Consider the following 25078-nt stretch of genomic DNA (forward strand, 5'->3'; position numbering starts at 1 on the left):
ATGAATAAACAGTATTCTTTAAAAAATTGGTGGCTCATTGCCGGGATTTTTATGTCCATTTCGTGTACGCAAAACAGCAACGAGTTCTATGTTTCTCCCAACGGAGATGATGGAAATTCAGGAACTGCAAACAAGCCATTTCGTACGGTTCAGAAAGCGCTGGACGCTCTTCCTCGCGACGTGGAGGGTAATTTTACTATTCATTTGACTGATGGCACCTATTATTTGGATGAACCACTTTCCATATTGTCGTCTAATTTTATTCATCCCGAAGCTCGTGTGACAGTAAAAGCTGAACGCCATGCAAATCCGGTTATTTCGGGAGGTGTGCAGGTTCGTGGCTGGCAGAAGCTTGAAAACGGATTATGGGAAGCAAAAATTGAAACGGGGAAAACTCCCCGGGAATTATTTGTTGAAAATAAACGATGCGTGCGCGCGAGATTTCCGAATGAAGGTTTTTTACGGGTGAAAAAAGCGGGTGAAGATCGCCGGACAAATTTCTTTTTTGAAGCGGATGAGTTCCCGAAGCCTGAAAATTTAAGCGATGTGGAACTCGTGTTGCTGCACGATTGGTCGATTTCGAGAATCGGTATTAAAGAGATAGATGATCAAAAACATCAGTTGACAGCCATTGATTCTGTTGGGGCGAAGTCTCTTGCTTTTTTTAACATTGATGGCTGGGAAGAACATCCGAGGTATTTTCTGGAGAATGACAGGGCTTTTCTGGATATGGATTTTGAGTGGTATTTCGATGCTGAAACCAATAAACTATTGTTGAAATTGCCGGCCGATCAAAATCCGGAAGATATGGAGGTTTTTATTCCGGTTTCTGAAGGCCTTTTATCGATAAACGGATCAAAAGATCAGCCGATAAAAAATATTTCTTTCGACGGAATTACGTTTCGGCACAGTGCGTGGGAAATTCCTGAGCTGGGGTACTGCGGTATTCAGGCTTGTCATTATGATCCGCGTTCGGCTGGTCAGCAATGGACAGTGGTTCCGGCAGCAATAAATGCCGCATGGGCTGAAAATGTTGTTTTCCAAAATTGTGTTTTTCAAAATTTGGGTGGGGCAGGTCTTTGGTTTTCAGTTGGATGTAAAGATTGCAGCGTTGAAAATTCGTTGTTTTCGGATATTGCCGGGAATGGAATCATGATTGGGGAAGGGCAGGATCGGCGGGTAAACGGTAAGCCCTGGTGGCAGGAAACACCGGAAGATGTATCGATTGGAAATGCGGTTAAGAATTGCAAAGTGACACAATGTGGCGCACTTTTCTACGGTGCCGTGGGAATCTGGTGTGGATTAACGGCGGAAGTAAATGTAAAAGACAATCATGTTTACGATCTTCCTTATTCGGGAATATCCATTGGATGGATGTGGAGCCCGGTTCCAACACCTTGTCGGGCGAATGTCATCGATGGTAATCACATTCACGATATCATGAACGTGCTGAGCGATGGAGGTGGAATTTATATGCTGGGTTTACAACCGGGCAGCAAGTTGGTCAACAACCACATTCACGATGTGCAATTAAATGCGGGTAGAGCTGAAAGCAACGGAATGTTTTTGGATGAAGGAACCACTGATGTGTTGGTTGCCCATAACCTGATTTACAATATTTCCAAGTCGCCTTTACGGTTTCACCGGGCAACCACCAATCTGGTAAAAGAAAACTACCTGTTTTGTACAGCTGGAAATCCACCGATTCGATACAACAATACCAATGAGGAAGATATTCAAAAAGTGGATAATGTGGTACTGACAGAAGGAGAGGAGAATTACACATTAAAGTTGAAGGAAGCGAAGGAACTGTTCAAGTGAATGAATAAAATAAAAGAACCGTTCTCTTTTTTCGGGAACGGTTCTTTTTTAGGTGCAGGCGATTTGCAATCGCCCGAAAAATCATGCGGTTTCAAACCGCATGTCCCTTAATTTTTTTCGATCCAGTGTGCAATCCAGTCGCCCACCTGCGAAGTTTTGTAAGCCGGCCCTTCAGCAATGTCTTCGGTAACCAAGCCTTCTTCCATGGAAGCAGCAACAGCGTCGCGGATCAGCTTCCCTTCTTCCTGCAGGTTAAAAGCATATTCAAACATCATGGCAGCAGAAAGGATGGTGGCAATGGGGTTGGCAATGTCTTTCCCGGCAGCCTGCGGATACGAACCATGGATGGGTTCAAAAACCGAAGTGTGGATACCAACAGATGCAGAAGGCAATAGTCCCAGCGAACCGGTGATTACACTTGCTTCGTCGGTAAGGATATCGCCGAACATGTTTTCAGTCACCATTACATCGAAATTCTTGGGCCACTGAATAATCTGCATGGCAGCATTATCGACAAACATGTATTCCGTTTTTATATCCGGATAGTTGGGCGCCATTTCCTGAGCTACTTCACGCCACAAACGCGAGCTTTCCAATACGTTGGCTTTGTCAACAACAGTAAGCTTTTTATTCCGTTTCGCAGCAAATTCGTAACCCAGTTTTAAAATACGTTCAACTTCTTCACGCGTGTAAATACAAGTGTCGAATGCCGTGTTTCCATCGTCTTTACGGCCTTTTTCGCCAAAATACATTCCACCGGTTAATTCGCGGATACAAACAAAATCGGCTCCTTCCACCAATTCGCGGCGTAAAGGCGATTTGTGCAACAACGACTCAAATGTTTCTACCGGACGAATATTGGCATACAAACCCAGTTTTTTACGCATGGCCAGCAGGCCTTGTTCCGGACGTACCGGAGCTTTTGGATTGTTGTCGAACTTCGGATCTCCGATGGCGCCAAAAAGAACAGCATCCGATTTCATACACAAATCGTGTGTTTCAGCCGGGTAGGGATCGCCTACCTGGTCAATGGCAGCTGCACCAGTCAGTCCGTATTCGTATTCGAGTTCGTGATTAAATTTTTGCGCAATTGCTTTCACCGATTTCATCGCCTGTTCTACGATTTCAGGCCCAATCCCGTCTCCGGGAAGTACTGCAATATTAATTTTCATTGATTTAAAAATTAACGGCGATTCTTTTTTGATTTAAAGGATCTCCGAAGTTAACGGGACAGAGATTTTCCGGCTCTAACCCATTTGGTTTTTATGAAATTGTATTATTTATCTTGTCTAAAACCTCGGGATTGAATTCATTCTCGATGATATTCAACATCCGGATGGTAGCTTTAATAGCCGCAGCATTCTGGTCAGGATCCAAACCTTTGGTTTTAAACTCATGCTTGTTCTGCCAGGTAATAACGGTTTCAACCAACGCATCGGTGTGTCCGCCCGGAGGAATGGTAACTACATAATCCACCAGTTTTGGGAATGATTTGCCCAAGCGCTTGTAAATTTTATGCAGAGCCTTTACAAATGCGTCGTACTGACCGTCGCCATCGCTATATTCTTCGTATTCTTTTCCTTCTATTTCGAGGGCCACATTGGCAACCGGCCGAAGCCCCATGGTGTATGTAATCGAGTAGTTTATCACTCTTACCCTTTGTTCCACCAGGTCGCTGTGAAGCACGTCGGATACGATGTACGGTAAATCATCGTTGGTAATCGATTCTTTGTCGTCGGCCAGTTCGATAATCCGGTTGGTCACCTTTTTCAGCGATTCTGCATCCAGTTCAATTCCCAGCTCCTCCAGGTTCTTTTTGATGTTGGCCTTGCCCGAGGTTTTTCCGAGCGCATATTGACGAGTCCTCCCGAAACGTTCCGGTAAAAGATCGTTGAAATACAGGTTGTTTTTACTGTCGCCATCCGCATGAATTCCACTGCACTGTGTAAACACAAACTCCCCAATCAAAGGTTTATTGGTCGGAATGCGAATACCTGAAAACGATTCCACCAACTTCGAGATTTTATTGAGTTGGGTTTCGTTCACATTGGTGTGCATGTTCAGGTGATCCTTTATGGTGGCAATGACACTGGAAAGAGGGGCGTTTCCGGCTCTTTCACCCAAACCGTTAACGGTGGTGTGAACGCAACGAATTCCGGCTTTTAAGGCATGGAAAACATTGGCAATCGCCAAATCATAGTCGTTGTGCGCATGAAAATCAAAATCTACATCCGGGTAATTTTCGATCATCTCTTTGCAAAAATCATAGGTTTCATCCGGATCAAGGATCCCGAGGGTATCGGGTAACATGATGCGTCCGATTTTTTCCTGTTGCAAAGCGGAAATCATAAAATGTACATAGTCTTTTGAACTGCGCATTCCGTTCGACCAGTCCTCGAGGTAAACATTTACCCTGATTCCCATCTCTTCGGCATTGGCAATCACTTTGCGCACATCGCTCAGGTGTTCTTCCGGCGTTTTTCTGAGTTGTTCGGTAACGTGTTTGTACGAACCCTTGCAAAGCAGGTTGATTACTTTACATCCTGCGTCTGCAATCCATTGAAGCGATACTTTGCCATCAACAAAACCCAGCACCTCAATTTTGTCCAGGTGACCCCTTTCGGCGGCCCATTTCATGACGCGTTGTGTACCTTTGAATTCACCTTCCGACACACGTGCCGAGGCAATTTCAATACGGTCCACTTTCACGTCTTCAAGAAGCACCCGGGCAACGCTCAGCTTTTCGTGTTCGCTGAACGAAACCCCGGAGGTTTGCTCACCATCACGCAAGGTTGTATCCATTATGATGAGCTGCTTTCCTGAAACTTCCACTGTTTTTCCTGTCATTTTTCCTGTCTGTTTATTTTATCGAGCGCACGGACCTCTTTAGGTGAGCATCCTTTTCACATTATCCTTCAAATGCGGCGATCTCGTCTTTCATTGCCACGAGGTAATCGATGTCGTCCAAACCGTTTTGCAAACAATGTTTTTTGTACGGATTGATTTCAAACTCGGCCGATTCTCCTGTAGCTGTTATTGTAAAAGTTTGTTTTTCGAGATCCACTTCAAAAGCTGTTGTTGCATCTTTTTCGATCGCATCAAATATTTTCTGAAGGAATTCAGGAGTAACAACAACGGGCAATAGTCCGTTGTTCAGGGCATTCCCTTTAAAGATGTCGGCGAAGAAACTGGAAACCACTACGCGGAAACCATAATCGTAAATCGCCCAGGCTGCATGTTCGCGGCTGGAACCACTACCGAAGTTTTTTCCACCAACCAGTATTTTACCTGAATACTTGGGATTATTAAGCGGAAAATCAGCTTTGGGTGTTCCGTCTTTTTCGTAACGCCAGTCGCGGAACAGGTTATCTCCAAATCCTTTGCGTTCCACTGCTTTCAGGAAACGGGCAGGAATAATTTGGTCAGTGTCCACATTTTCGATAGGAAGCGGCACTGCCGGTGTATTGATTACTGAAAATTTATCGTAAGCCATTTTTTGAATATTTGAATATTAGAATTTTGAATGTCAGAGTTTCTTTTGAAGAGTCAGCCTTGATTTAATAAGAATTGAGGCAATTTCATGTGCTTCATTCATTAGCAATTGAGTTTCCTTTTCTTCTGAAAGTTTTTCATCTTTTGAAAATTCCAGCCAGAATTCACTTTCATCTGCTTCTTCAATCGAAATACTCATTTTTGCAATCACTGTCGGAATCGTTTGTGCCACACAGGAAGCCCTGTAATTTGCCGCAACAGAAGTGGAAGATCTGATCAACTGATTTTGGACATGTTTGCCAAGCATGTTGCTCGGAAAGCTGAGCGCTAGCTTAACACAATCGTGCGAAAATTTTTTGGTCCGCTTCTTCATGTATTCCTTAAATTCTGCCAACTCATTCATTTCAACCTGCATTTCCAAAATAGTATCTTCTGACCTTCTAATCCTTAAGATTCCAACCTTCCAATTACATCATTTCTCTTGGGTCGGTTACAACTCCGGTAACAGCGGCAGCAGCAGCGGTAAGCGGACTGGCCAGCATGGTTCTGGAGCCCGGTCCCTGGCGACCTTCAAAATTTCGGTTGGTGGTTGAAACCGCATATTTTCCTTCTGGGATTTTGTCTTCGTTCATGGCCAGACAAGCCGAGCATCCGGGTTGACGTAGTTCGAACCCTGCAGCTTCCAGAATTTCGGTCAAGCCTTCTTCGCGAATCTGGCTTTCCACCCGTTTTGATCCCGGTACCAACCAGGCATCAACTCCCGGTGCTTTCTGCTTGCCTTTTACAAATTCGGCAAAAGCTCTAAAGTCTTCAATTCGTCCGTTGGTACAGCTCCCCAGGAAAACATAATCAACCGGTTTGCCTTTCATCGAATCACCTTCGTGGTAACCCATGTACTGCAACGATTTGATGTAAGTGGTTTTGTCGGTGCCTTCCATTCCTTCCGAAGTAGGGATGCTTTGCGTTACGCCAACCCCCATTCCCGGGTTGGTTCCGTAGGTAATCATCGGCTCAATATCGGCTGCATCGTAAACGTATTCTGTGTCGAATACCGCTCCGTCGTCCGATTTCAGTTCTTTCCATTTCGCAACGGCATTGTCCCATTCTTCACCTTTTGGTGCAAACTGACGGCCTTTTACATACGCAAAAGTAGTTTCGTCGGGCGCAATCATACCGCCGCGGGCGCCACTTTCAATACTCAGGTTACAAAGGGTCATACGACCTTCCATGCTCAAGCCGGTAATGGCCGAACCCGCGTATTCAATAAAGTGACCGGTACCACCGCTGGTCGAAATTTTTGAAATGATGTAAAGCGCAATGTCTTTTGCTGTTACTCCTTTGCTCAATTCACCATTAACAGTGATGCGCATTTTCTTGGGTTTCGGCTGCATAATACATTGACTGGCAAATACCATTTCAACTTCACTTGTTCCGATACCAAAGGCAATGGCGCCAAAAGCTCCGTGAGTGGAAGTGTGGCTGTCGCCGCAAACAATGGTCATTCCGGGTTGGGTAAGCCCCATTTCCGGGCCAATGATGTGAACGATACCGTGTCCTTCCGACTGCAAATCGTGGTAAACAATGCCATGTTCTGCGCAGTTCTGTTTCAGCTTTTCAACCTGGTTACGCGACAATTCATCTTTAATCGAAAGATGCTGATCCTGTGTAGGAACGTTATGGTCGGGTGTAGCTGTGGTTTTGTCGGGACGGAAAACTTTCAGCCCACGGTTTTTTAATCCTAAAAATGCTACCGGACTGGTAACTTCGTGGATCAGGTGACGGTCGATGTACAATACATTTGGACCGCCTTCGACCTTCTTCACCACGTGTGCGTCCCAAATTTTATCAAATAATGTTTTTGCTTCCATAATCTTGATACTGGATTCTTGATACTGGATACTCGATATCGAATGTTGGATTCTTGATTCCGGGTGTTCGATTCGGAACTGGTATCTCCGTAAAATATTTATTCTTTGAACTCTAAACTTTAAACTCTGAACTTATTCTCCTACCGGCAATTTATTGATGGCATCAAGGAAAGCTTCCACCGAAGCGGTAATAATGTCGGTATGCGCTCCAAAACCGTGATAGATAGAGTCCTGGTAGTCCACCTGCATGTGCACTTTACCAATGTCGTCGCTACCGCGGGTGATGGCCTGTACCAGGAATTCTTCGATCACTACCTGGCGGTGAATGATTTTCTTCACGGCTGAAATAGCTGCATCAACCGGACCGTTTCCTGCCGAGGTGGCATCGAATTTCTCACCGGCAATATCCAAAACTACTGATGCCATTGGTTTCAGGCTTTTGCCGGAAATCACCTGCAGGTAATTCAGCTTGATTCGGTGTTCTTTGCGGGTGGCATCTCCAACCAGCAAAGCGATATCGTCATCACGGACGTCTTTTTTCTTATCCGCCAGTTTCAGGAACTCTTCGTATACTTCGTCCAGTTTTTCCTTGCTCAACTGGAAGCCCATCAGTTCAAGGCGGTGTTTCAATGCTGCACGACCACTTCTTGCTGTCAACAGAATTGCCGATTCGTTGATGCCCACATCGGTCGGATCCATGATCTCGTAATTCTCACGGTTTTTCAACACGCCGTCCTGGTGGATTCCCGATGAATGCGCGAATGCATTTCTCCCCACTACTGCTTTGTTGGGTTGAACAGGCATGTTCATCAAGGTTGAAACCAAACGGCTGGTCTGGTAAATTTGTTTGGTGTTTACCCCTGTGTCAATTTGCAGCGCCTGGTAATGCGTCTTCAGGGTCATTACCACTTCTTCCAGCGACGTATTACCGGCACGCTCGCCGATACCGTTAATGGTAACCTCTGCCTGACGGGCACCGTTTATAATCCCCGAAATGGTGTTGGCTGTTGCCATGCCCAAATCGTTGTGGCAGTGTGTAGAAATAATTGCTTTGTGAATGTTGGGTACGTTGTCGACCAGGTATTTGATTTTTGCCCCAAAATCGTGCGGCAAGGTGTATCCGGTGGTATCCGGAATATTTACAACGGTTGCACCGGCTTTAATAACGGCTTCAATTACACGGGCCAGGTATTCGTTGCCTGTACGGCCTGCATCTTCGGCATAAAACTCTACATCTTCGACGTATTTTTTGGCATATTTAACCGCCTCAACCGCACGTTCGATGATGGCATCGGGGTTGGAGTTGAGTTTATGGTAAATATGAAAATCTGATGTTCCGATTCCGGTATGGATACGACCTTTTTTAGCGTATTTTAGGGATTCAGCTGCAACATCAATATCTTTCTGTACTGCGCGGGTAAGGGCACAAATGGTTGGCCAGGTAACCGCTTTTGAAATCTCAACTACCGATTCGAAATCGCCGGGGCTGGAAATAGGGAATCCGGCTTCAATTACGTCAACGCCTAATTCCTGCAATGCTTTGGCAACTTCAATCTTTTCTACCGTATTCAACTGACACCCCGGGACCTGTTCGCCGTCCCTCAGGGTTGTGTCGAAAATGTACAGTCTGTCGCTCATTTTAATTTATTTATCAGTTATTATTTCCTTTTCTTTAGCTGCAAGTCTCAAGCTTCAAACTACAAGTTTTTTAATCTTCCATCTTCTATCTTCTGACTTCCAACTTTCATCTTTCAATCATCAAAAAAGCCATCCTCTTATTTGAGAATGGCTTTTATTTATCCAATATCGTTAATCAACATACCATTCTCATTTCTGTCTTGTTAGAAGAAGAATACCAAGGAGAATGTTAATAATGGAAATGTTGAATTTCATGTCGTTTTCTTACGATTTCATGCAAATATCAAAAAAAATATTTAAAATGAAAATAAATGACGCTTTTTTATGCGAAAAGTTAATATTCATACTTTATAATCTGATTTTGAGTATGTGATTAATAAAAAAAGACAGGTATTCCGATCAAAGAGGCCGGATTACTTTTTGAATAGCACTTTCCCGTTTATTATTCAACTTTGGAGGGTGATTTTGCTTTTCCCTTTTCAGATTCTTCGGGTGCTGATTCTTTCTTTTCGGTTTTGCGAAATATATCGTCTTTTGAAACTGGCCTTAATTCAATCTGCCAGTTAAAATTGGAGAGTTTCTTGTTGTTATCTGTCACTTTCTCAAGCGGATTCAGTTCGCCTTCGGGTTTTTTTTGAAAAGCAATTTTATGAATTTTACCGTCCTGAAAACGAATGGAAATATTACTGCTTTCGGCGCGGTTTAATCCTATAATTTCTTCTTTTTCGCGGGCATAATACAGCGTTTGTCCGTTGCCATCCACATCGATGTAATCGAGCTTTCCGTTTTTGACATAACCCACCATGTTTTTTCCCTTGATCTGGTCGAACATGCCGGTGTCCTGTTCCGAGATGATAAAGCTATTGTTGTACAGGCGTAACTCGTTGGGCGCATTGCTGTGTTGTATCATTTTAATATTCTCGGCGCTTAATTGCTGAATCCCCGACCATAATACCGGATTGACGTGCAGTTCCACAACAGAATCTTTGGTGAAATAGATCATTGAATCGCACACACCCTGGATATCGCTACGGTAAAAACGCACACCGTAATAGGCATTTACGATGTTTTCGCCTTCAATGGTGTCGGGCATGGTGCGCAGTGTATCGGCATGCAAATACAAACTGTCGGTTTGGTTGTAGGAAATAAAAACGGCAGAATCGGTGACGAGCGCCATTTCGGTTTGTTCGTTGTAATCCACCTTTTGTCCCTGAACAATGCTGCGGTTTTCATAGTCTTCGAGAAATACATTTCCCAACGCGTGCGTATCCCCAGTTGTTTTGTTAAAGGTGATTTGTTCGGCTTTCAAAAATTGAGTGTCGTTGTATATTCTCGGCGCTTTATTCAGGTCGGCATCTCCGGTAAGCGTGTTGTACCATCCTTCTTCAGCGTATAAAGTGTTGGATGAATCGCGTATGGTTGTGGCCGAAGAAAAATAAATAATTTCGGTTTTGGTGTTGTATTTTATGTCTTCGCTATTCAGTGTGTATTTATCGTTAAAACCAACTACGCTATCCGTGAAGTGAACCATATCTTCATTCAAATAATACTGGCCTACTTTGCTGGTCAGCGTGTTGGTACTGTCCACAATCTTTCCCCCACAATCATAATAGCCAATATTGAGGTTCATATCGTAATCCAGCGTATCGGAGTACAAGGTGATCTCTTTTTTTTCGAGTCTGACATCATGAATGGCCTGGGCAAAGCTTCTGTCTCCATCGTAAAAAATTTTACGGGCATAAAGATGGAGTGTGTCAGCCTGATTGATATGAACATGGCCAAATGCATCCACCCGATTCGATCCTTCGTAGGTGTATGCACTGTCGCAATACATCAGAATGTTTTCATGTTTAATAATAACATTGTCGAGCCAGCGCTGCGCATTGGCAATGGCAGTGCTTGTTTCGAGCGAGCCTGCATTCAGAATGTCGACTCTCTTTTTTTCCTGTGCCGGTGTAATAACCGTAATAAACATCAATCCTGCCAGAAGAAGGAAAGCTAATCCCGGCTTTTGAGTCGGTGTACTATTAAAACGAAGTTGTTGCATTAAAGCAGTTTTGCAATGATGTCGTCGATTGAAATATTTTCGGCTTCCGCCTTGTAGTTTTTGATGATCCGGTGCCGGAGAATGGAAGGAGCAATGGCTTTTACATCTTCAATGTCGGGCGAATATTTCCCGTGAAGCGCCGCATGTGTTTTAGCTCCCAGAACCAGGTATTGCGATGCTCTTGGTCCGGCGCCCCATTTCAGGTACTGGTTGGAGACATCGGCAGCGGTTTCGGTGCCCGGGCGTGTTTTGGCCGCAAGTGTCACCGCATATCTGAGCACATTGTCGTTTACCGGTATTTTGCGGATCAGTTCCTGGAAGAACATGATTTCTTTCCCCGAAATCACCGTGTTGGCAGTCACATCAAGTGTTGACGTGGTATTTTTTACAATGGTGAGTTCGTCGGCCAGCTTGGGATAATCGAGCCAAACCGAAAACATAAAACGGTCGAGTTGCGCTTCGGGTAGGGGATAGGTTCCTTCCTGTTCAATCGGGTTCTGAGTGGCCAAAACAAAGAATGGCCGGTCGAGATCGAAATGCTGCCCGGCTGCTGTTACTGCACGTTCCTGCATCGCTTCGAGCAAAGCCGATTGCGTTTTCGGAGGCGTACGGTTGATTTCATCCGCTAAAATGATGTTGGCAAAAATGGGGCCCTGTACAAATTTAAAGTTACGCTCATTGTTCAGAATCTCGGTTCCGATAATGTCTGAAGGCATTAAATCGGGTGTAAACTGGATACGATTGTATTTCAAGCCCAAAGTTTTCGCGATGGTGGTAACCAGCAACGTTTTGGCCAGTCCGGGTACACCGATCAAAAGCACATGGCCGCGGCTAAACAGCGAAACCAAAACCTGATCGATAACTTCATCCTGACCGTAAATCACCTTTTTGATTTCCGCCTTGAGCTCGTTAAATTTTTCGCGCAGGCCATCCAGCGCAGCAACATCATTTTTGTATTCCATGGGCTAAATTCCGGTGTTATTTTATCCAGTGATCGAATTTGAAGTTACAGTTGGCGTAAGTGTTGTCGATACGGATATAAGTTTGCGACTGACGCTCAGCAATCCACTTTTCCAGCGTTTCTTCCTTTTTCTTCATCAGGTACATTTCTGCGAGTGTCTGGTAATCGTTTTGAAGATCGGCTTTGTGGGCATCGATCTTGTTGGTGAGCTTAATGATTTTGTAAACCATTTGCTGGTTCTCCGGATCAATGGTCTCAAACGGTTTTGAAATTTCGTTAAGATTCATGCCGGTCAAAACTTTACTTACATCGCCGTCCAGTTCTTCTACCGCAAATTTGGATGACATGGTGTTTGGATTGATCGCCATACCTCCGTTGTTGCGGCTGTTTTTATCGTAAGAGAACATGGCAGAGGCCTGTTCAAAGCTGATTTCATCTTTGCGAATCAGGTTGGCTAAACTGTCGAGACGGTTGTAGGCTTGTTCTTTGGCTTCTACCGAAACTTTAGGTTTCATCAGAATATGACGGGTGTTCACTTTTGACCCCTGTTTGTCGACCAACTGAATAATGTGGTAACCAAAGGCACTTTTTACCACGTTTGAAACCTGGTCGCCTTTCAGGTTAAAAGCAGCTGCAGCATATGCAGGATCCAGTTGAGCACGTCCCGAGTAACCAATTACACCACCGTCTTTTGCCGAAGGGCCTTCAGAATAAATCACCGCCATGGCTGCAAAACTGGACCCGTTCTCAATTCTTTTTTTGATGTCGCGAAGCTGCGCTTTTACACGGTTTTCTTCGTCGAGGTCAATTTTTGGCTGAATGGTAATTTGTTCGTATTCATATTGTGTCGGAACAGTAGGTACTTCATCTTTGGTAAGATTTCTGTAATTGTAACGCACTTCGGATGGAGTTACCGCAACGTTCTCTACAATTTTATTACGCATTTTCTGGCTGTACAATTGTTCCCGGATCGATTCCTGCATGTCTGCCTTTACCGAAGCCAACGGTTTTTTGAAATAAGCTTCCACTGCTTTTTCTGAACCGAAGTGGGCAATGTACGACTGAAGCGTTCCGTCCATTTGCTGGTTTACTTCGCTGGGCGTAACAGTAATCAAGGTATCCAGCTCTGCTTCGGCAACCAGTAGTTTGTTGATCAGGTATTGCTCAAGGATTTCGCACTTCATATCGCCTTCGGAGGTAACCCCCTGTGCCTGCTGGCTGATGTGCATATTCTCGATGTCGGATTTCAGAATAATATTTCCGCCTACAACGGCAACAATCTGGTCGATTACTTTGTCTTGTGCGGCAACGCTTCCTACGATAAAAAACGTAAGCAACAGCGTTCCAAAAATCTTTTGCATTTTATTCATTATTGATAGCTGTATCATAAATTTTAAATTTCTTTTTTCGTTCTCCTTCTTTGTAGATATTGTTTTCCACTTCGCGCAGAAACTTGATCTTACGCTGGTTTAATATTAGATTTTTTATGTCGTTTTCCACAAATTCGAGGGGTGCCAGATCGTTTGTTAGTTTGTAGTCGCGAATGCTGACAAGATAATAATAATCTTCATCTGTCATTTCTTTCAGGCTGTTATTCCTCAAAAAAGCTTCAGGATCATCGATCGAAACCGGAAGACTGCGGTTAAGGACCTTGAAATCGATCCAGTTGTTGGCAATTTCAAAGTTCTTGGCGTAACGCGTGCAATAATCTTTCAGTACGCTTTGCCCTTCATCGGTCATGTCCTGCACCATGGTTTTCAACGCGTTAATATTGGCCAGTTCCTTGGGTATTTTCACATAAACCCCTTTTACGATGTAGCGGTCGAGGTTGAATGCGGCCTTGTTTTGATCGTAATATTGCTGAATCTGATCTTCTGACACCACGGTGTCCATGCGTTGTTGCATCAACTCATTTTTATACCTGAAAATGATGAGTGAATTCCTGTATTCTTCCAATTCGCGGGAAACGTCTTTCTGACTTTGCGACAGGTTTTCGTTGGCCTTCTGAATCATTAATTCCTGCTTCACCCATTTGTTGATGTAGTCGGTGGCAATGATCAAACTGTCTTCTTTGGTGGCGTTTCCTGGGAATATTTTGAGCAGGTCTGATTTGTACAGAAAACGGTCGCCAACCTGGGCTACCGGTTCCTCTTTCGGCGCTTCGGTACACGCTTTTAACAGGATGCAGGCACCGATTATCAATAAATATTTTATTCCCTTTTTAAACACCATCAATCGTTTTTAATACTTTCCGGTTTACTTTTACTTTATATCTCGCGTGAAGTTCCTTCAACCAATTTTTTTCCAGGTATTGCTGGTAGTCTGAAATGTACAAACCACGTGCTTCGTCGAGTAGTTTTGGCTCAGGGCCGACTTTGTCCCCCCTTATAAACGTAGTTAAACTGTTAAAATTTTCGGGTTCGCTGCCGTTCCACACATAATAATCCACCACAGGATTGGTGCCTTCTTCCCAGGCCCCGGTTTCAACTGTGAAAACTTCGCCGTTGGTGTTCAGGTGTTCCGCCACTTCCTCCACAGTTAAGTCGGCGCCAAACAAATTATCGGCCTGGTCTCTTATTTCCTCGTTTTTGCAGCTTATAATACTGCCTTTAAAACGGTCCTTCCACATCGGTTTCTCTTTCATTTCGTTGTAGAATCCCTGCAAACCAAGCGAATCTTCACTGGCAAAGTTCCATATCTTTTCCTGCGAAATGTTGAAGAGCAAAATACCATCGTGGTACTCCCGCATCAGGTACCTGAAATCGGAATACTTGTCTTCGAGCTTTGAATCTTCCAGCGCGATGATTTCAGCATTTACCCATTCATCGTAATTCGACAGGATAAAACCTGTTTTTATGTTTTTTGCCGAAAGCCATTTTTGAAGATCGGCTGTGGTGTAGTTTTTATTATCGATGATAAACAAAGTCAGGTCGGCGGGAATATTCTCCGAATCCACATTTTTTCCCTCCAGCGATTGTTTTGCAGAGTTGTTTTCCGAGAAATTATATTCCATTTTGAGTTTCTCCACAAAAGCTTTTTCGCTCGATGTTCTGCGTTCGGGATCATGGGCAATGCGCGTTTCGATTTCTTTCTTCACATCATCGAACGAAGGCACCGGTTTTTGATCGAGCTTTTTGATGACGTGATACCCAAAAGGCGTTTCCACCGGTTTAGAAATGTCTCCTACGTTTTTCAGGTCGAAGGCCGGATTGGCAAATTGCGGAATAATTCTTCCGCGCGAAAACCACGGCATTTCTCCGCCTTTAACCGCTGAACGCCGGTCGTTGGATTCCTTCTTAGCGAGTTCTGCAAAATCAGCTCCGTTCTTTACCTGCTCATAAATCGAATCAATCTGCGTTTTTATCTCATTTTTGGTTTCTGCACTGGCATCTGCCGGAACATTTTTCATGATGTGCGCCACCAGGATTTCACCTTGATTGAGGCGAATATCATTCACTTTCAGAATATGGTATCCAAAACTTGACCGGACAGGTTCCGAAATTTCACCAACCGGAGTGTTGTAAGCTGCATTTTCAAACGGATAAACCATCATAAATGCCGAGAAATAGCCCAAATTTCCGTGGTTGTCTTTGGCCGACGGATCTTCAGAATATTCCACTGCCGCTTCACCAAAATCTCTTCCATCCAATAACTCCTGGCGGATTTTCCGGATTTTATTGAGCGTTTTTTGTTCCTCTTCGGGCGATGCATTTTTATCGAGGCGCAGCAAGATATGGCTGGCATCTACTTCCTGTGTCATTCTCCGGTACATTTCGTGCACCAGCTGGTCTTCAAAATTAATGTCAGTGAGGTAGTGCTCGGCAATCTCTTTGCGGTAACCTGCCAGTTCGTTGATAAATGCCGCGCTGGTATCCATTTTTAGCCGTTCTGCCTCGGTTACCTTCAACTTAAAGTCGATGAACAAAGGCAGATACTCTTCCGGCGTTTTTTTGTCAGAATCGGCATAAACGTTTGTGTTATTTTTTTGATAAATGTATTCGAATTCGGCTTTGCTAACCGGTTTTCCATCGATTGTCAGCAATATTTCCGCGTCTTGTGCCCGCAAATGAAGTGCGGCACTCAAAATTAAAAGACATGAGAAGATGACCCGATACATTTATTCAAGGTTTTAACGATAAATTACAAGGTGCGCCTTATCGCAGCAGCGTTCTTACGAACGGCTGCTGTAGTTCGGTGCTTCACGGGTAATGCTCACATCATGCGGGTGACTTTCGGCAACACCGGCATTCGAGATACGGGTGAATTTAGCTTCCTGCAGGGCTTTAATGTTTTGAGCGCCACAGTAACCCATCCCGGCACGCAAACCTCCGATTAACTGATAAATCACTTCGTACAGCGAACCTTTGAACGGAACGCGTGCAGCAATTCCTTCCGGCACCAGTTTTTTGATGTCTTCCTCCATATCCTGGAAGTAGCGGTCTTTTGAGCCTTGCTGCATGGCTTCCACCGAACCCATTCCGCGGTACGATTTGAATTTTCTTCCCTGGTAAAGAATGGTTTCGCCCGGCGATTCTTCCACCCCGGCAAATAAACCTCCGGCCATAATCGAATCGGCACCTGCAGCCAAACCTTTTACAATATCGCCCGAGTAACGGATACCGCCGTCACCAATAATCGGAACTCCAGAACCTTTGATGGCTTTTGATACATTGTAAATAGCTGAAAGTTGCGGAATACCAACACCGGCAATTACACGGGTGGTACAAATCGATCCCGGACCAATTCCCACTTTTACCGCATCGGCGCCGGCTTTCACCAACGCGATGGCAGCTTCAGCAGTTCCAATGTTTCCGGCAACAATGTCTTTCTCCGGATATTTTGCCTTGATTCTTTTCAGCATTTCAAGCACACCTTTCGAGTGTCCGTGAGCAGTATCGATCACCAGCGCATCTACCTGGGCTTTGATCAGTGCATCAACACGATCCATTGTATCACCGGCAATTCCAACCCCGGCGGCTACGCGTAAACGGCCTTTTTCATCTTTACATGCGAATGGCTTGTCTTTGGCCTTGGTGATGTCTTTATATGTTACCAACCCGATCAGTTTGTTGTTCTTGTCAACTACGGGAAGTTTTTCAATTTTATATTGTTGCAGAATGTCTGCAGCTTTTTCGAGGTGAGTAGAATCGGTTGTTGAAACCAGGTTGTCTTTGGTCATCACTTCCGAAATCGGACGGCCCATATTCTTTTCAAAACGAAGGTCGCGGTTGGTAACGATCCCTACCAGGTAGCCATGTCCGTCTACTACCGGAATACCACCGATTTTATATTTGGACATAAGATCCAGCGCATCTTTCACTTTCTTTTCGGCGGTAATCGTGATCGGGTCATAGATCATCCCGTTTTCGGCACGTTTCACCGTCATTACCTGGTGCGCCTGCTCTTCAATTCCCATGTTTTTGTGAATCACTCCAATTCCGCCTTCACGGGCAATAGCGATGGCCATTTTGTGTTCGGTAACGGTATCCATTGCTGCCGACAAAATGGGTGTGTTGATCATTATATTACGTGAAAAGTGCGAGGTGAGGTCAACTTCCCGTGGTAAAAGTTCCGAGTAAGCGGGAAGTAAAAGAACATCGTCGAAGGTGAGTCCTTCAAATTGGATTTTGTCTTCAATAAACGACATGGCAATCTTTTTTATGAATTATTTTAATGCGCAAAACTACAAAAAAATAGCAGACTGCTGGCACTTAATTTCACCGTGCAATTATTTTGAACAATAAAAATTGTTAAAGCCTGAAATGATTTCTTAATTTGTATGAAATGAGCAGCGGAATTCAACACTGCATTGAAAAACGAAAGCTTTTCGCACCTTTTATATGAGTACGTACAACCAAATATTAACCCGGTATTGGGGCTATCCCGATTTCAGGCCTTTGCAGCTCGAAATTATCGAGTCGGTTGCAGCAGGAAAAGACACCCTGGGATTGATGCCTACCGGCGGAGGAAAGTCGGTTACCTTCCAGGTGTTTTCGCTTTCGAAACCCGGCTTGTGTTTGGTGGTAACACCCTTGATTGCTTTAATGAAGGACCAGGTCGAGAACCTGAACCGTAAAGGCATTAAAGCGCTGGCCATTCACAGTGGTTTATCGAAACGCGAAATAAAACTCACCCTCGACAGTGCAGTCTGGGGCGATTACAAGTTTCTGTATGTTTCGCCCGAACGGTTGAACTCGGAACGTTTTATGGAGCGGCTGGAGCAAATGAACATCAACCTGCTGGCGGTCGACGAGGCGCACTGTATTTCGCAGTGGGGCTACGATTTCAGACCCAGTTACCTGAACATTGCAGAGGTACGTAAAACGTTAAAAGGGGTGCCGATACTGGCCTTAACCGCCACCGCAACTCCGCGGGTTGCCGACGATATTCAGGATAAACTGGGATTTGCGGAAAAGAACCTGCAAAAAATGTCGTTCGAGCGCGAGAACCTGGCTTACCTGGTGCGGCAGGTCGAAGACAAGAACGGCTATTTGCTGAAAACCATTCAGAAAGCAAAAGGATCGGGGGTGATTTATGTGCGCAACCGTAAAGCCACCCGCGAGGTGGCCGATTTTCTGAAACAGGAAAAGATCTCTGCCAGTCATTATCATGCGGGATTAAGCAACCTGGTACGCAGCGCACGACAGGATGCCTGGTTGAAAGGGCAAACGCGTGTAATTGTGGCCACCAATGCCTTTGGGATGGGGATCGATAAACCCGATGTGCGGTTTGTGGTTCACATCGATCCGCCCGACTCGCTGGAAGCTTACTATCAGGAGGCCGGACGCGCAGGTCGCGATGGCAAAAAGGCGGCGGCGGTGCTGCTTTTTAACAATGCCGACCGGACAAAACTAAAAAAGCATGTTACTACGGCTTTTCCCGAGATATCTAATATTAAGCGGATTTACGAAGCGCTTTGTAACTATTTTCAGGTCGCAGTTGGCTTTGGTAAGGGGATGATCCACGAATTTGGCCTGCAGGCTTTTGCCCAGGCCTACAAATTTCAGCAGGCCATGGTATACAGCAGCCTGAAAATTCTGCAACGCGAAGGATACCTCGAATTTACCGAGGAGGTAAATAATCCTTCCCGCATATCGTTTGTGATTTCGCGCGATGAACTGTACAAATACCAGGTAGCCAATGCAAGCTTCGACGATTTTATAAAATTGCTGCTTCGGTCGTACACCGGATTGTTTAACGGTTATGTGGCCATCGACGAAGAACTGCTGGCCAAACGTGCCGGAATCGATCACGACCGCGTTTATAATTACCTGAAACACCTTCGGAAGTCGAACGTGATTGATTATGTTCCGCGCAGCCAGTCTCCGTTTATTTATTTCAGTAAGGAAAGGGTGGCGATCGATCGCTTGAAAATTTCAAAAGAGAATTACGAGATCCGTAAAAAAGAGTATGCCGAACGCATTGAGTCGGTGTTGCATTATGCGGGTAGCTCGTCGGAATGCCGGAGTCAGATTCTGCTGAATTATTTTGGAGAAGACGATGCGGCGCCCTGTGGCGTTTGCGATGTTTGCAAAGCCCTGAAACAAATGGAGATTTCAGCTTTTGAATTTAAAGCCATAGGGAAAAAAATTTCCAAAATCCTTGATTCTCCCCGTAAACTCGATGAGCTGATTTTTAAACTGGAAGGCGAACCCGAAAAAATGCGCGAAGTGCTCCGCTGGTACATCGATAACGAGAAAATAATTTACCGGGTGGATGGTTTGCTCGAATGGCAAGGGGAGCGGTGAACATAGTTCAAAGGGAATACAGAAATGCTTAAATAGCTTCAAGCCGCAAGTCAACCGTCATTAGGCATTGGGCATTAGTCAATCGTCAGAGGTTAGCAAACATTCAATCCTTCAATCCTTGGTTCCTCCTAGTTTCTATAAGGTACTGTGCCGGTGGAATCAATGGTATGTCCCCATTTTTCGATATAGGAAGGCCCCGTTAAGAATTCATCGTCGAGACGGGTGAGTTCGCGGGAAAGTAATTCTTCCAAATCTTTGGCAGTGGATTCAAAAGCAGGATTTCCGGTAAGGTTATTTAACTGGTAGGGATCGGCAACATTATCAAAGAGCAACCAATCGCCCGATAAATCCTGAGCGTAAGTATACTGTTTTGTAATGAGTCCTCTGAACTCTCTTCCGCCATGGGATCTGGACCATTGCCCGAAGGGTTGAACACAGCTGACAAGAGCAGCTTTTCGGTCATCCTCCCTTTTCCCTAGAATGACGTCGGTTATATCTTCTCCATCCAAACCGGCAGGTACATCGAGGCCCGACAAACCCAACAGGGTAGGCAAAATATCCAGTGTATTTATTAGGAAATCACTTTTTCTGCCTTCTTTCCCCAATAGTGCCGGATATTTAATAATGAAAGGTACTTTGGCTGATTCTTCATAAATTCTTTGCTTTTTCATCTGACCGTGGCTGTTAATCATATCTCCATGATCTGAGGTAAAAACAAAAATGGTATTGTCTTCCATATTACTTTGCCTGATAGCGTCCTGCAATTGTTGGATGTAACTATCTAGCGCAGAACAGTGGGCGTAATAGCCCCGAAGTATGGCTTTTGTTTCTTCGGCCAGTTCTTCCGGAACATTGGGGCGTAGCTGTATATCCTTATTTTTATATAAATCCTGAAATTCTTTTGGTGCCGTTTGATACGGTGCGTGAGGTGGTCCCCAGGAAAGTACCAAACAAAATGGATTTCCGCTTTTTGCCTGTTCTTTAATATAGGCAATTGCATCTTTCGTTTGCTCTTCTGCATCGTAGCCCTCCCACTTGTGCAGTTCGTCATCGTTTCCCCAGTAAAGCGAGTTATTGTAATTGTGAGAGCACTCCAGCACCTTCCAGTAGTCAAACCCCTGACGCCTTTCTTTGGGGATAAATGCAGAACGACCATTCCCGTCGAGGTGCCACTTCCCAATATATGCCGTATGGTATCCTTGCTGTTTAAACAGTTTTCCCAAACTCCGGGAATCGGGATTCAGCAAAACGTCGTTCATAAACATGCCATTTTTCAATACATATTGCCCGGTTAACAACATGGCCCGGTAAGGTGTGCATACCGGACAGGTGGAAATGGCGTTGGTAAAGCATAGTCCTTCGGTTGCCAGCTTGTCAAGGTTGGGGGTTAGCACATCGGTATTTCCGGCATACCCCGTTGATTGTGCCCGCCATTGATCGGCAAAAACAAATACGATGTTGGGTTTTTCAATTTTTTCGCTACACGAAATGAGGAACAATGCCAGGGAGATGATCAGACCAATGTTTTTCATTTTTTCTATGTTGAAAATTGTTTATCCTATCGTGTTTTAGCGCCGCTTACAACGTTAAGTGTTTAATTTCGTAACGCATTTCGGGATCAAAACCTATCTCGCAGATTTAAAGCGGAGAATACTGCTCGTAAACCTGTAAAAACCTTTTAAGTATTAAACCGTGTGTATTACTTTTTAAATTTCAACCCAACACCCACTTTGTAGCAGCTTCCAAAGTACTAAAAGGTTTAGAGCTATAGCCATCATCTTTGGTTTCTACTAAAATCGGAATTACGATATCTCTTGCTTCCTCAGTAATTATGGCAATTTTAAAACCTCCGAATATATCCAAGTGTTTTTTATAGAAATCCACTATTGCAGTATACTCTTCAATTTTTATATTAAAGTTTGAATTTCGATAATCTAAAACGAATCCTTTACCCTGTTTGGGAATTAAATTATTTTCAAAAGCATATTCCCAGGAAGATACTATATCTTCAATATCGATTAATCCATAATAGCATTTAAATAAAATACCGAGTGAACTATCAAATTGGTATTCAAACTTTTTATCCATTTATATCAAAAATTAATCTAACATCAGATGCTACAATATAACAAAAAAATAATTTCAATAAATTTAAAAATTACGGGTTAGTATCATCATGGTTCTTATGGACTGGATTTTCACGGGTGGGGCTGTGTTAAACGGTGGTGGTATGAGGTCGTAGCGGTCAGACGAGAGTCTGAGTGTCCGACTGAAACTGAAGCAGGGACGAGATTCGACTTGTCGAATCCGCAAAACCCAGCCATGCCTTATACCAAGTTTTGAATTCCATTTTATGTTCTCCGGATTAATAACTTCATACATAGATGAGTATTTTTGCTGCAACTCATTGTGAGTATTATTGTCTCGTTTTCCGTTTTTGTATAATTCATACGATTCTTCGTGATACAATTTTGGAATACTATCATTATGAGGACTTGTATAAGATAAATACTTTACACATGAAATTTCATTTTGATCATTATATTCAAAAATAGTCATGTGTTGACTATAGCTTTCATAACCGGAATAAGTTATAAGGTGTTTCCCTAAATTATTAAACCAAAATGATTCAACTAATTTTTCGTCTTTATAATCATAATGGAAATAATGATTGACATGACTAATAGCTTTTCCATAATCGACGGTATCAATTTTGGGATAATCCTGTCTCAAAAGATTTAGTGGAAAGAAAAGCAATATTATGTATGTTATTTTTTCATAATCGCTGGTACCGGTAGTGTATGTTGCAATGCAACTCATATATTATTAGTAGCTACTTGTGAACTTGTTGGTTTTCTTTTTTTTATATGTGTGGGTATGGGTGAGTGAGCTTTTGTTTTTTGCAAGCGTTGGGTTCAAGACATTCGGTATTTTGGTTGTTCATTGTTGCTCTGTCGAATTAAAAATAAACAGAAATTTCAATTAAACAATGGATCAATACCCATTCAACAATGCTTGAATGCTAGATGCTTAAATAGCTGCAAGCTGCAAGTCACGAGCTGCTAGCTTCGAGTGGCGAGTCATTGGTCATTGGTCAATAGTCATTGGTCAGCTGGCATCAAACTGTTCAATCTCTAAACTCTAAACTCCGCTTACAGGTCGTTTAGCCCTTTCCCTTCCAGTATTTGGGGGATTAGCTTTTCTACTCTTGCTTCGCGGGTTTTTGATTGTTTGGGTTTCGAAAAGTGTAGAATATAAGCCCTTTGCCGGCCCGGTGTCAGCGCCTCGAAAGCGGCCTTGAATTCGGGCATTTCATCCAGTTTGCTTTGAAGTTCTTCGGGAATCTGGTAGTCGGTGGTCTTTTTCAGTTTTACCCTCAGCCCGGATTTTTCCACCTGAATGGCTTCGTAGATATAGGCTTTCACGATTGATTCTTTTTCTTCGATTTCACGGATACTGTTAAACCGAATCTGCCGGCCCGCTTGCGTGTGGTCGCCCGGCCGCGTGAGCAGTTGGTGCGGGTCTTTTAGCAGCACCCCCTTAAAAAAGCCAAGCAGGCAATACTCTTTGAAACCGCTTATGATGACCACATTACTTTCGTTAAGCGTATAACAGGGTTGGCGCCATTTCAATTCTTCCGTTAGTCCGCAATCGAGAACGATGGCTCTTAACTTTTCCATTTCTTTGCCCCACCTCGGTGCATTTTGTAAAAAGTCATCCACATTAGGATTCATGATGTTGGTATTTGGTACGTATCCTATTAAGCGTATTTAGGCTGAAAAAGTTTAGTGCCAACGCTTAAAATTTTAGTTGGAAGTTGCAGAAGGGGGTACTAAAATAGCTGCAAGGTGCAAGGTGCAAGCCACAAGCTGTGAGCTTCGCGGGGCGAGTCATTGGTCACTGGTCATTGATTAATAGTCATTGGTCTCTGTAAATTCAATCAGTTCAATCTTCTTCAATCTAACTCAATCCCTCAATCTCTCAATCCCTCAGTCCTTAAATCCTTCAGCCACAATGCAAAAATGCATAAATGCGTGAATGCTGAAATGCTTGAATAGCTGAGAGTCAACGGTCATTAGTCAGCAGGGGGCAATCTGTATCAATCTCATCAATCCCTGAACTCTGAACTCTAAACTCTGAACTTTGAATAATCAATCCTTCCATCCTTCAGTCCTTCAAGCCCTCAGTTCCTCAATCCCTGTCAACTGCGACTGAACATTTAACACTCTGTCGTTCGCTCTTCGCTTTCAGCTTACAGCAGTTATTAAAAATCTTTACTACTTTTGCAGCAGTTTTTTAAACGGGAGAAATGAGTAATTCTGGCATCCAACCGGTGGTGTATTCAAAAAATGTGGTGGAATTTGTGACCGTAGCCAACGAATATTGTGCTACCATTGAAAACGTGGCGCGCCACACAGCTCTGGAGAATTTGAGCAAACTGCAGAAAATTCTGCCTTTGCTTTATTTGAAAGCAGCTATTCTGCCCGAGGTTGAACCTGTGATGGATGAGGAGCTGGAAAAGTTTGTTTCTGAACTTGATTACAACACACTGCAACAGAAATGGCTGCAGTCGCTACACCGAAACGATAGTTATTACGAGGTTTTTGATCCGAATATTCAGTTTGGAGAAGAAACCATGACCGCCAGTATTTCGGAAAACCTGGTCGATATTTACCAGGATATGAAAGACTTTATCACCTCATACAGTATTGGAAACGAGGAGGTGATGAACGACAGTTTGGCGGAGTGTATTTTTCATTTTAAAGAATTCTGGGGACAGCAACTGGTGAACGTGCTTCGCGCCATTCATATGCTGTTGGTCAACAACACCGATTTTTCTGAAGAAGAAAATGACGAACCTGCACCGGGAAAAGGAAATCCAAAATGGCTGGACAATTTCTGGGGCACCAACGAAGAAGATAATACAGATGTTTAGAGAAAGTATTAGTAACGAGGAACTGACGGAAATGCCTTTGAAATGGTTCGAAGGCCGGATCGTTATGGTTGACTCGGATCACAAATTACAACAGGCAGTGGAAGAACTGTCGAAGCATAAAATTATTGGTTTTGATACCGAAACCAAGCCTTCGTTTAAAAAGGGAGTGGGGAACAAAGTGGCCTTGCTGCAACTTTCTACCCGCCACACGGCCTATCTGATACGGGTGAACCGGGTGGGTTTGCCCGACGAAATTCGTGCCATTTTATCTGACAAAAGCATTATTAAACCCGGTGTTGCCATTCGCGACGATATCAAAGGTTTGCAGGAAATTACAGCTTTCGAACCTGCCGGTTTTGTCGAATTGCAGGATCAGGCCAAAGATATGGGCATTCAGAATTTCAGCCTAAAAAAACTGACCGCCATTGCCTGTGGTTTCCGCATATCGAAAGGGCAGCAGCTTTCGAACTGGGAAGCGTCGGAGCTTACCGAAGCTCAGCAAATTTACGCTGCTACCGATGCCTGGGCTGCATTGGTGATTTTCGAACATTTTTCAAATAATTAATT

19 protein-coding genes are annotated in these 25078 nt (G+C 43.9%); 4 read left to right on the forward strand and 15 right to left on the reverse strand.

Going from position 1 to position 25078, the window contains the following annotated elements:
- Positions 1 to 1821: a right-handed parallel beta-helix repeat-containing protein gene (locus MR764_RS08145; protein WP_247978914.1), complete on the forward strand. Its 1821-nt coding sequence runs from the start codon at positions 1 to 3 to the stop codon at positions 1819 to 1821.
- A 107-nt stretch (positions 1822 to 1928) separates the two neighbouring features.
- Here MR764_RS08145 and leuB read toward each other — a convergent pair whose 3' ends face one another.
- The 12 genes from leuB to guaB all read right to left on the reverse strand — a co-directional run bounded on the left by leuB (position 1929) and on the right by guaB (position 17474).
- A complete protein-coding gene (gene leuB, locus MR764_RS08150) occupies positions 1929 to 2993 on the reverse strand; it encodes a 3-isopropylmalate dehydrogenase (protein WP_247978915.1) in 1065 nt (354 codons plus the stop codon).
- A gap of 91 nt (positions 2994 to 3084) precedes the next feature.
- Entirely contained in the window at positions 3085 to 4668 is a 1584-nt protein-coding gene (locus MR764_RS08155) for an alpha-isopropylmalate synthase regulatory domain-containing protein (protein WP_247978916.1), read from the reverse strand.
- Between the two features lie 61 nt (positions 4669 to 4729).
- A complete protein-coding gene (gene leuD / locus MR764_RS08160) occupies positions 4730 to 5314 on the reverse strand; it encodes a 3-isopropylmalate dehydratase small subunit (RefSeq protein WP_247978917.1) in 585 nt (194 codons plus the stop codon).
- Between the two features lie 33 nt (positions 5315 to 5347).
- Complete coding sequence (locus MR764_RS08165) at positions 5348 to 5716, reverse strand: four helix bundle protein (protein WP_247978918.1); 369 nt, start codon at positions 5714 to 5716, stop codon at positions 5348 to 5350.
- A 64-nt stretch (positions 5717 to 5780) separates the two neighbouring features.
- Positions 5781 to 7181 (reverse strand): 3-isopropylmalate dehydratase large subunit, encoded by a 1401-nt coding sequence (gene leuC / locus MR764_RS08170; protein ID WP_247978919.1) that lies wholly within the window; start codon positions 7179 to 7181, stop codon positions 5781 to 5783.
- A gap of 132 nt (positions 7182 to 7313) precedes the next feature.
- Complete coding sequence (locus MR764_RS08175; RefSeq protein ID WP_247978920.1) at positions 7314 to 8819, reverse strand: 2-isopropylmalate synthase; 1506 nt, start codon at positions 8817 to 8819, stop codon at positions 7314 to 7316.
- 442 nt (positions 8820 to 9261) lie between these two features.
- On the reverse strand, positions 9262 to 10866 hold the full coding sequence (locus tag MR764_RS08180) for an OstA-like protein (RefSeq protein ID WP_247978921.1): 1605 nt from the start codon (positions 10864 to 10866) through the stop codon (positions 9262 to 9264).
- Positions 10866 to 11828: an AAA family ATPase gene (locus MR764_RS08185; protein WP_247978922.1), complete on the reverse strand. Its 963-nt coding sequence runs from the start codon at positions 11826 to 11828 to the stop codon at positions 10866 to 10868. Before MR764_RS08185 ends, MR764_RS08180 begins: the two co-directional genes overlap by 1 nt.
- 16 nt (positions 11829 to 11844) lie before the next feature.
- The gene (locus tag MR764_RS08190) at positions 11845 to 13188 is read right to left on the reverse strand and encodes a peptidylprolyl isomerase (RefSeq protein WP_247978923.1); all 1344 of its coding nucleotides are present in this window, start codon (positions 13186 to 13188) and stop codon (positions 11845 to 11847) included.
- A gap of 1 nt (position 13189) precedes the next feature.
- Positions 13190 to 14059 (reverse strand): hypothetical protein, encoded by an 870-nt coding sequence (locus MR764_RS08195; RefSeq protein WP_247978924.1) that lies wholly within the window; start codon positions 14057 to 14059, stop codon positions 13190 to 13192.
- Entirely contained in the window at positions 14049 to 15944 is a 1896-nt protein-coding gene (locus tag MR764_RS08200) for a peptidylprolyl isomerase (RefSeq protein ID WP_247978925.1), read from the reverse strand. The genes MR764_RS08195 and MR764_RS08200 overlap by 11 nt, the downstream gene beginning before the upstream one ends.
- Positions 15945 to 15998: 54 nt before the next feature.
- Positions 15999 to 17474, reverse strand: coding sequence for an IMP dehydrogenase (gene guaB / locus MR764_RS08205; RefSeq protein WP_247978926.1), 1476 nt, complete (start codon positions 17472 to 17474; stop codon positions 15999 to 16001).
- Between the two features lie 193 nt (positions 17475 to 17667).
- Here guaB and MR764_RS08210 point away from each other — a divergent pair, with 193 nt between their 5' ends.
- A complete protein-coding gene (locus MR764_RS08210) occupies positions 17668 to 19575 on the forward strand; it encodes an ATP-dependent DNA helicase RecQ (RefSeq protein WP_247978927.1) in 1908 nt (635 codons plus the stop codon).
- A gap of 128 nt (positions 19576 to 19703) precedes the next feature.
- Here the strand turns inward: MR764_RS08210 and MR764_RS08215 are convergent, their stop codons facing one another.
- From MR764_RS08215 to MR764_RS08225, 3 genes are all read right to left on the reverse strand, one after another.
- Complete coding sequence (locus MR764_RS08215; RefSeq protein WP_247978928.1) at positions 19704 to 21107, reverse strand: sulfatase; 1404 nt, start codon at positions 21105 to 21107, stop codon at positions 19704 to 19706.
- Positions 21108 to 21288: 181 nt separating this feature from the next.
- Positions 21289 to 21663 carry a hypothetical protein gene (locus MR764_RS08220; protein ID WP_247978929.1) on the reverse strand — a complete coding sequence of 125 codons (375 nt, stop codon included), beginning with the start codon at positions 21661 to 21663 and terminating at the stop codon, positions 21289 to 21291.
- A gap of 1064 nt (positions 21664 to 22727) precedes the next feature.
- Positions 22728 to 23255: a YdeI/OmpD-associated family protein gene (locus MR764_RS08225; protein ID WP_247978930.1), complete on the reverse strand. Its 528-nt coding sequence runs from the start codon at positions 23253 to 23255 to the stop codon at positions 22728 to 22730.
- Between the two features lie 629 nt (positions 23256 to 23884).
- Here MR764_RS08225 and MR764_RS08230 point away from each other — a divergent pair.
- A complete protein-coding gene (locus MR764_RS08230; RefSeq protein WP_247978931.1) occupies positions 23885 to 24511 on the forward strand; it encodes a DUF5063 domain-containing protein in 627 nt (208 codons plus the stop codon).
- A complete protein-coding gene (locus MR764_RS08235; RefSeq protein WP_247978932.1) occupies positions 24504 to 25076 on the forward strand; it encodes a 3'-5' exonuclease in 573 nt (190 codons plus the stop codon). The genes MR764_RS08230 and MR764_RS08235 overlap by 8 nt, the downstream gene beginning before the upstream one ends.
- Positions 25077 to 25078 lie beyond the last annotated feature (2 nt).

This window comes from Maribellus sp. YY47, from assembly GCF_023111095.1.
Taxonomy (GTDB): Bacteria; Bacteroidota; Bacteroidia; order Bacteroidales; family Prolixibacteraceae; genus Draconibacterium.

Bases quoted from the DNA above. Each gene is read 5' to 3' on its own strand.
- MR764_RS08145 (WP_247978914.1), top strand. From the start codon at position 1: ATGAATAAACAGTATTCTTTAAAAAATTGGTGGCTCATTGCCGGGATT.
- leuB (WP_247978915.1), bottom strand. From the start codon at position 2,993: ATGAAAATTAATATTGCAGTACTTCCCGGAGACGGGATTGGGCCTGAA.
- MR764_RS08155 (WP_247978916.1), bottom strand. From the start codon at position 4,668: ATGACAGGAAAAACAGTGGAAGTTTCAGGAAAGCAGCTCATCATAATG.
- leuD (WP_247978917.1), bottom strand. From the start codon at position 5,314: ATGGCTTACGATAAATTTTCAGTAATCAATACACCGGCAGTGCCGCTT.
- MR764_RS08165 (WP_247978918.1), bottom strand. From the start codon at position 5,716: ATGAATGAGTTGGCAGAATTTAAGGAATACATGAAGAAGCGGACCAAA.
- leuC (WP_247978919.1), bottom strand. From the start codon at position 7,181: ATGGAAGCAAAAACATTATTTGATAAAATTTGGGACGCACACGTGGTG.
- MR764_RS08175 (WP_247978920.1), bottom strand. From the start codon at position 8,819: ATGAGCGACAGACTGTACATTTTCGACACAACCCTGAGGGACGGCGAA.
- MR764_RS08180 (WP_247978921.1), bottom strand. From the start codon at position 10,866: ATGCAACAACTTCGTTTTAATAGTACACCGACTCAAAAGCCGGGATTA.
- MR764_RS08185 (WP_247978922.1), bottom strand. From the start codon at position 11,828: ATGGAATACAAAAATGATGTTGCTGCGCTGGATGGCCTGCGCGAAAAA.
- MR764_RS08190 (WP_247978923.1), bottom strand. From the start codon at position 13,188: ATGCAAAAGATTTTTGGAACGCTGTTGCTTACGTTTTTTATCGTAGGA.
- MR764_RS08195 (WP_247978924.1), bottom strand. From the start codon at position 14,059: ATGGTGTTTAAAAAGGGAATAAAATATTTATTGATAATCGGTGCCTGC.
- MR764_RS08200 (WP_247978925.1), bottom strand. From the start codon at position 15,944: ATGTATCGGGTCATCTTCTCATGTCTTTTAATTTTGAGTGCCGCACTT.
- guaB (WP_247978926.1), bottom strand. From the start codon at position 17,474: ATGTCGTTTATTGAAGACAAAATCCAATTTGAAGGACTCACCTTCGAC.
- MR764_RS08210 (WP_247978927.1), top strand. From the start codon at position 17,668: ATGAGTACGTACAACCAAATATTAACCCGGTATTGGGGCTATCCCGAT.
- MR764_RS08215 (WP_247978928.1), bottom strand. From the start codon at position 21,107: ATGAAAAACATTGGTCTGATCATCTCCCTGGCATTGTTCCTCATTTCG.
- MR764_RS08220 (WP_247978929.1), bottom strand. From the start codon at position 21,663: ATGGATAAAAAGTTTGAATACCAATTTGATAGTTCACTCGGTATTTTA.
- MR764_RS08225 (WP_247978930.1), bottom strand. From the start codon at position 23,255: ATGGAAAAGTTAAGAGCCATCGTTCTCGATTGCGGACTAACGGAAGAA.
- MR764_RS08230 (WP_247978931.1), top strand. From the start codon at position 23,885: ATGAGTAATTCTGGCATCCAACCGGTGGTGTATTCAAAAAATGTGGTG.
- MR764_RS08235 (WP_247978932.1), top strand. From the start codon at position 24,504: ATGTTTAGAGAAAGTATTAGTAACGAGGAACTGACGGAAATGCCTTTG.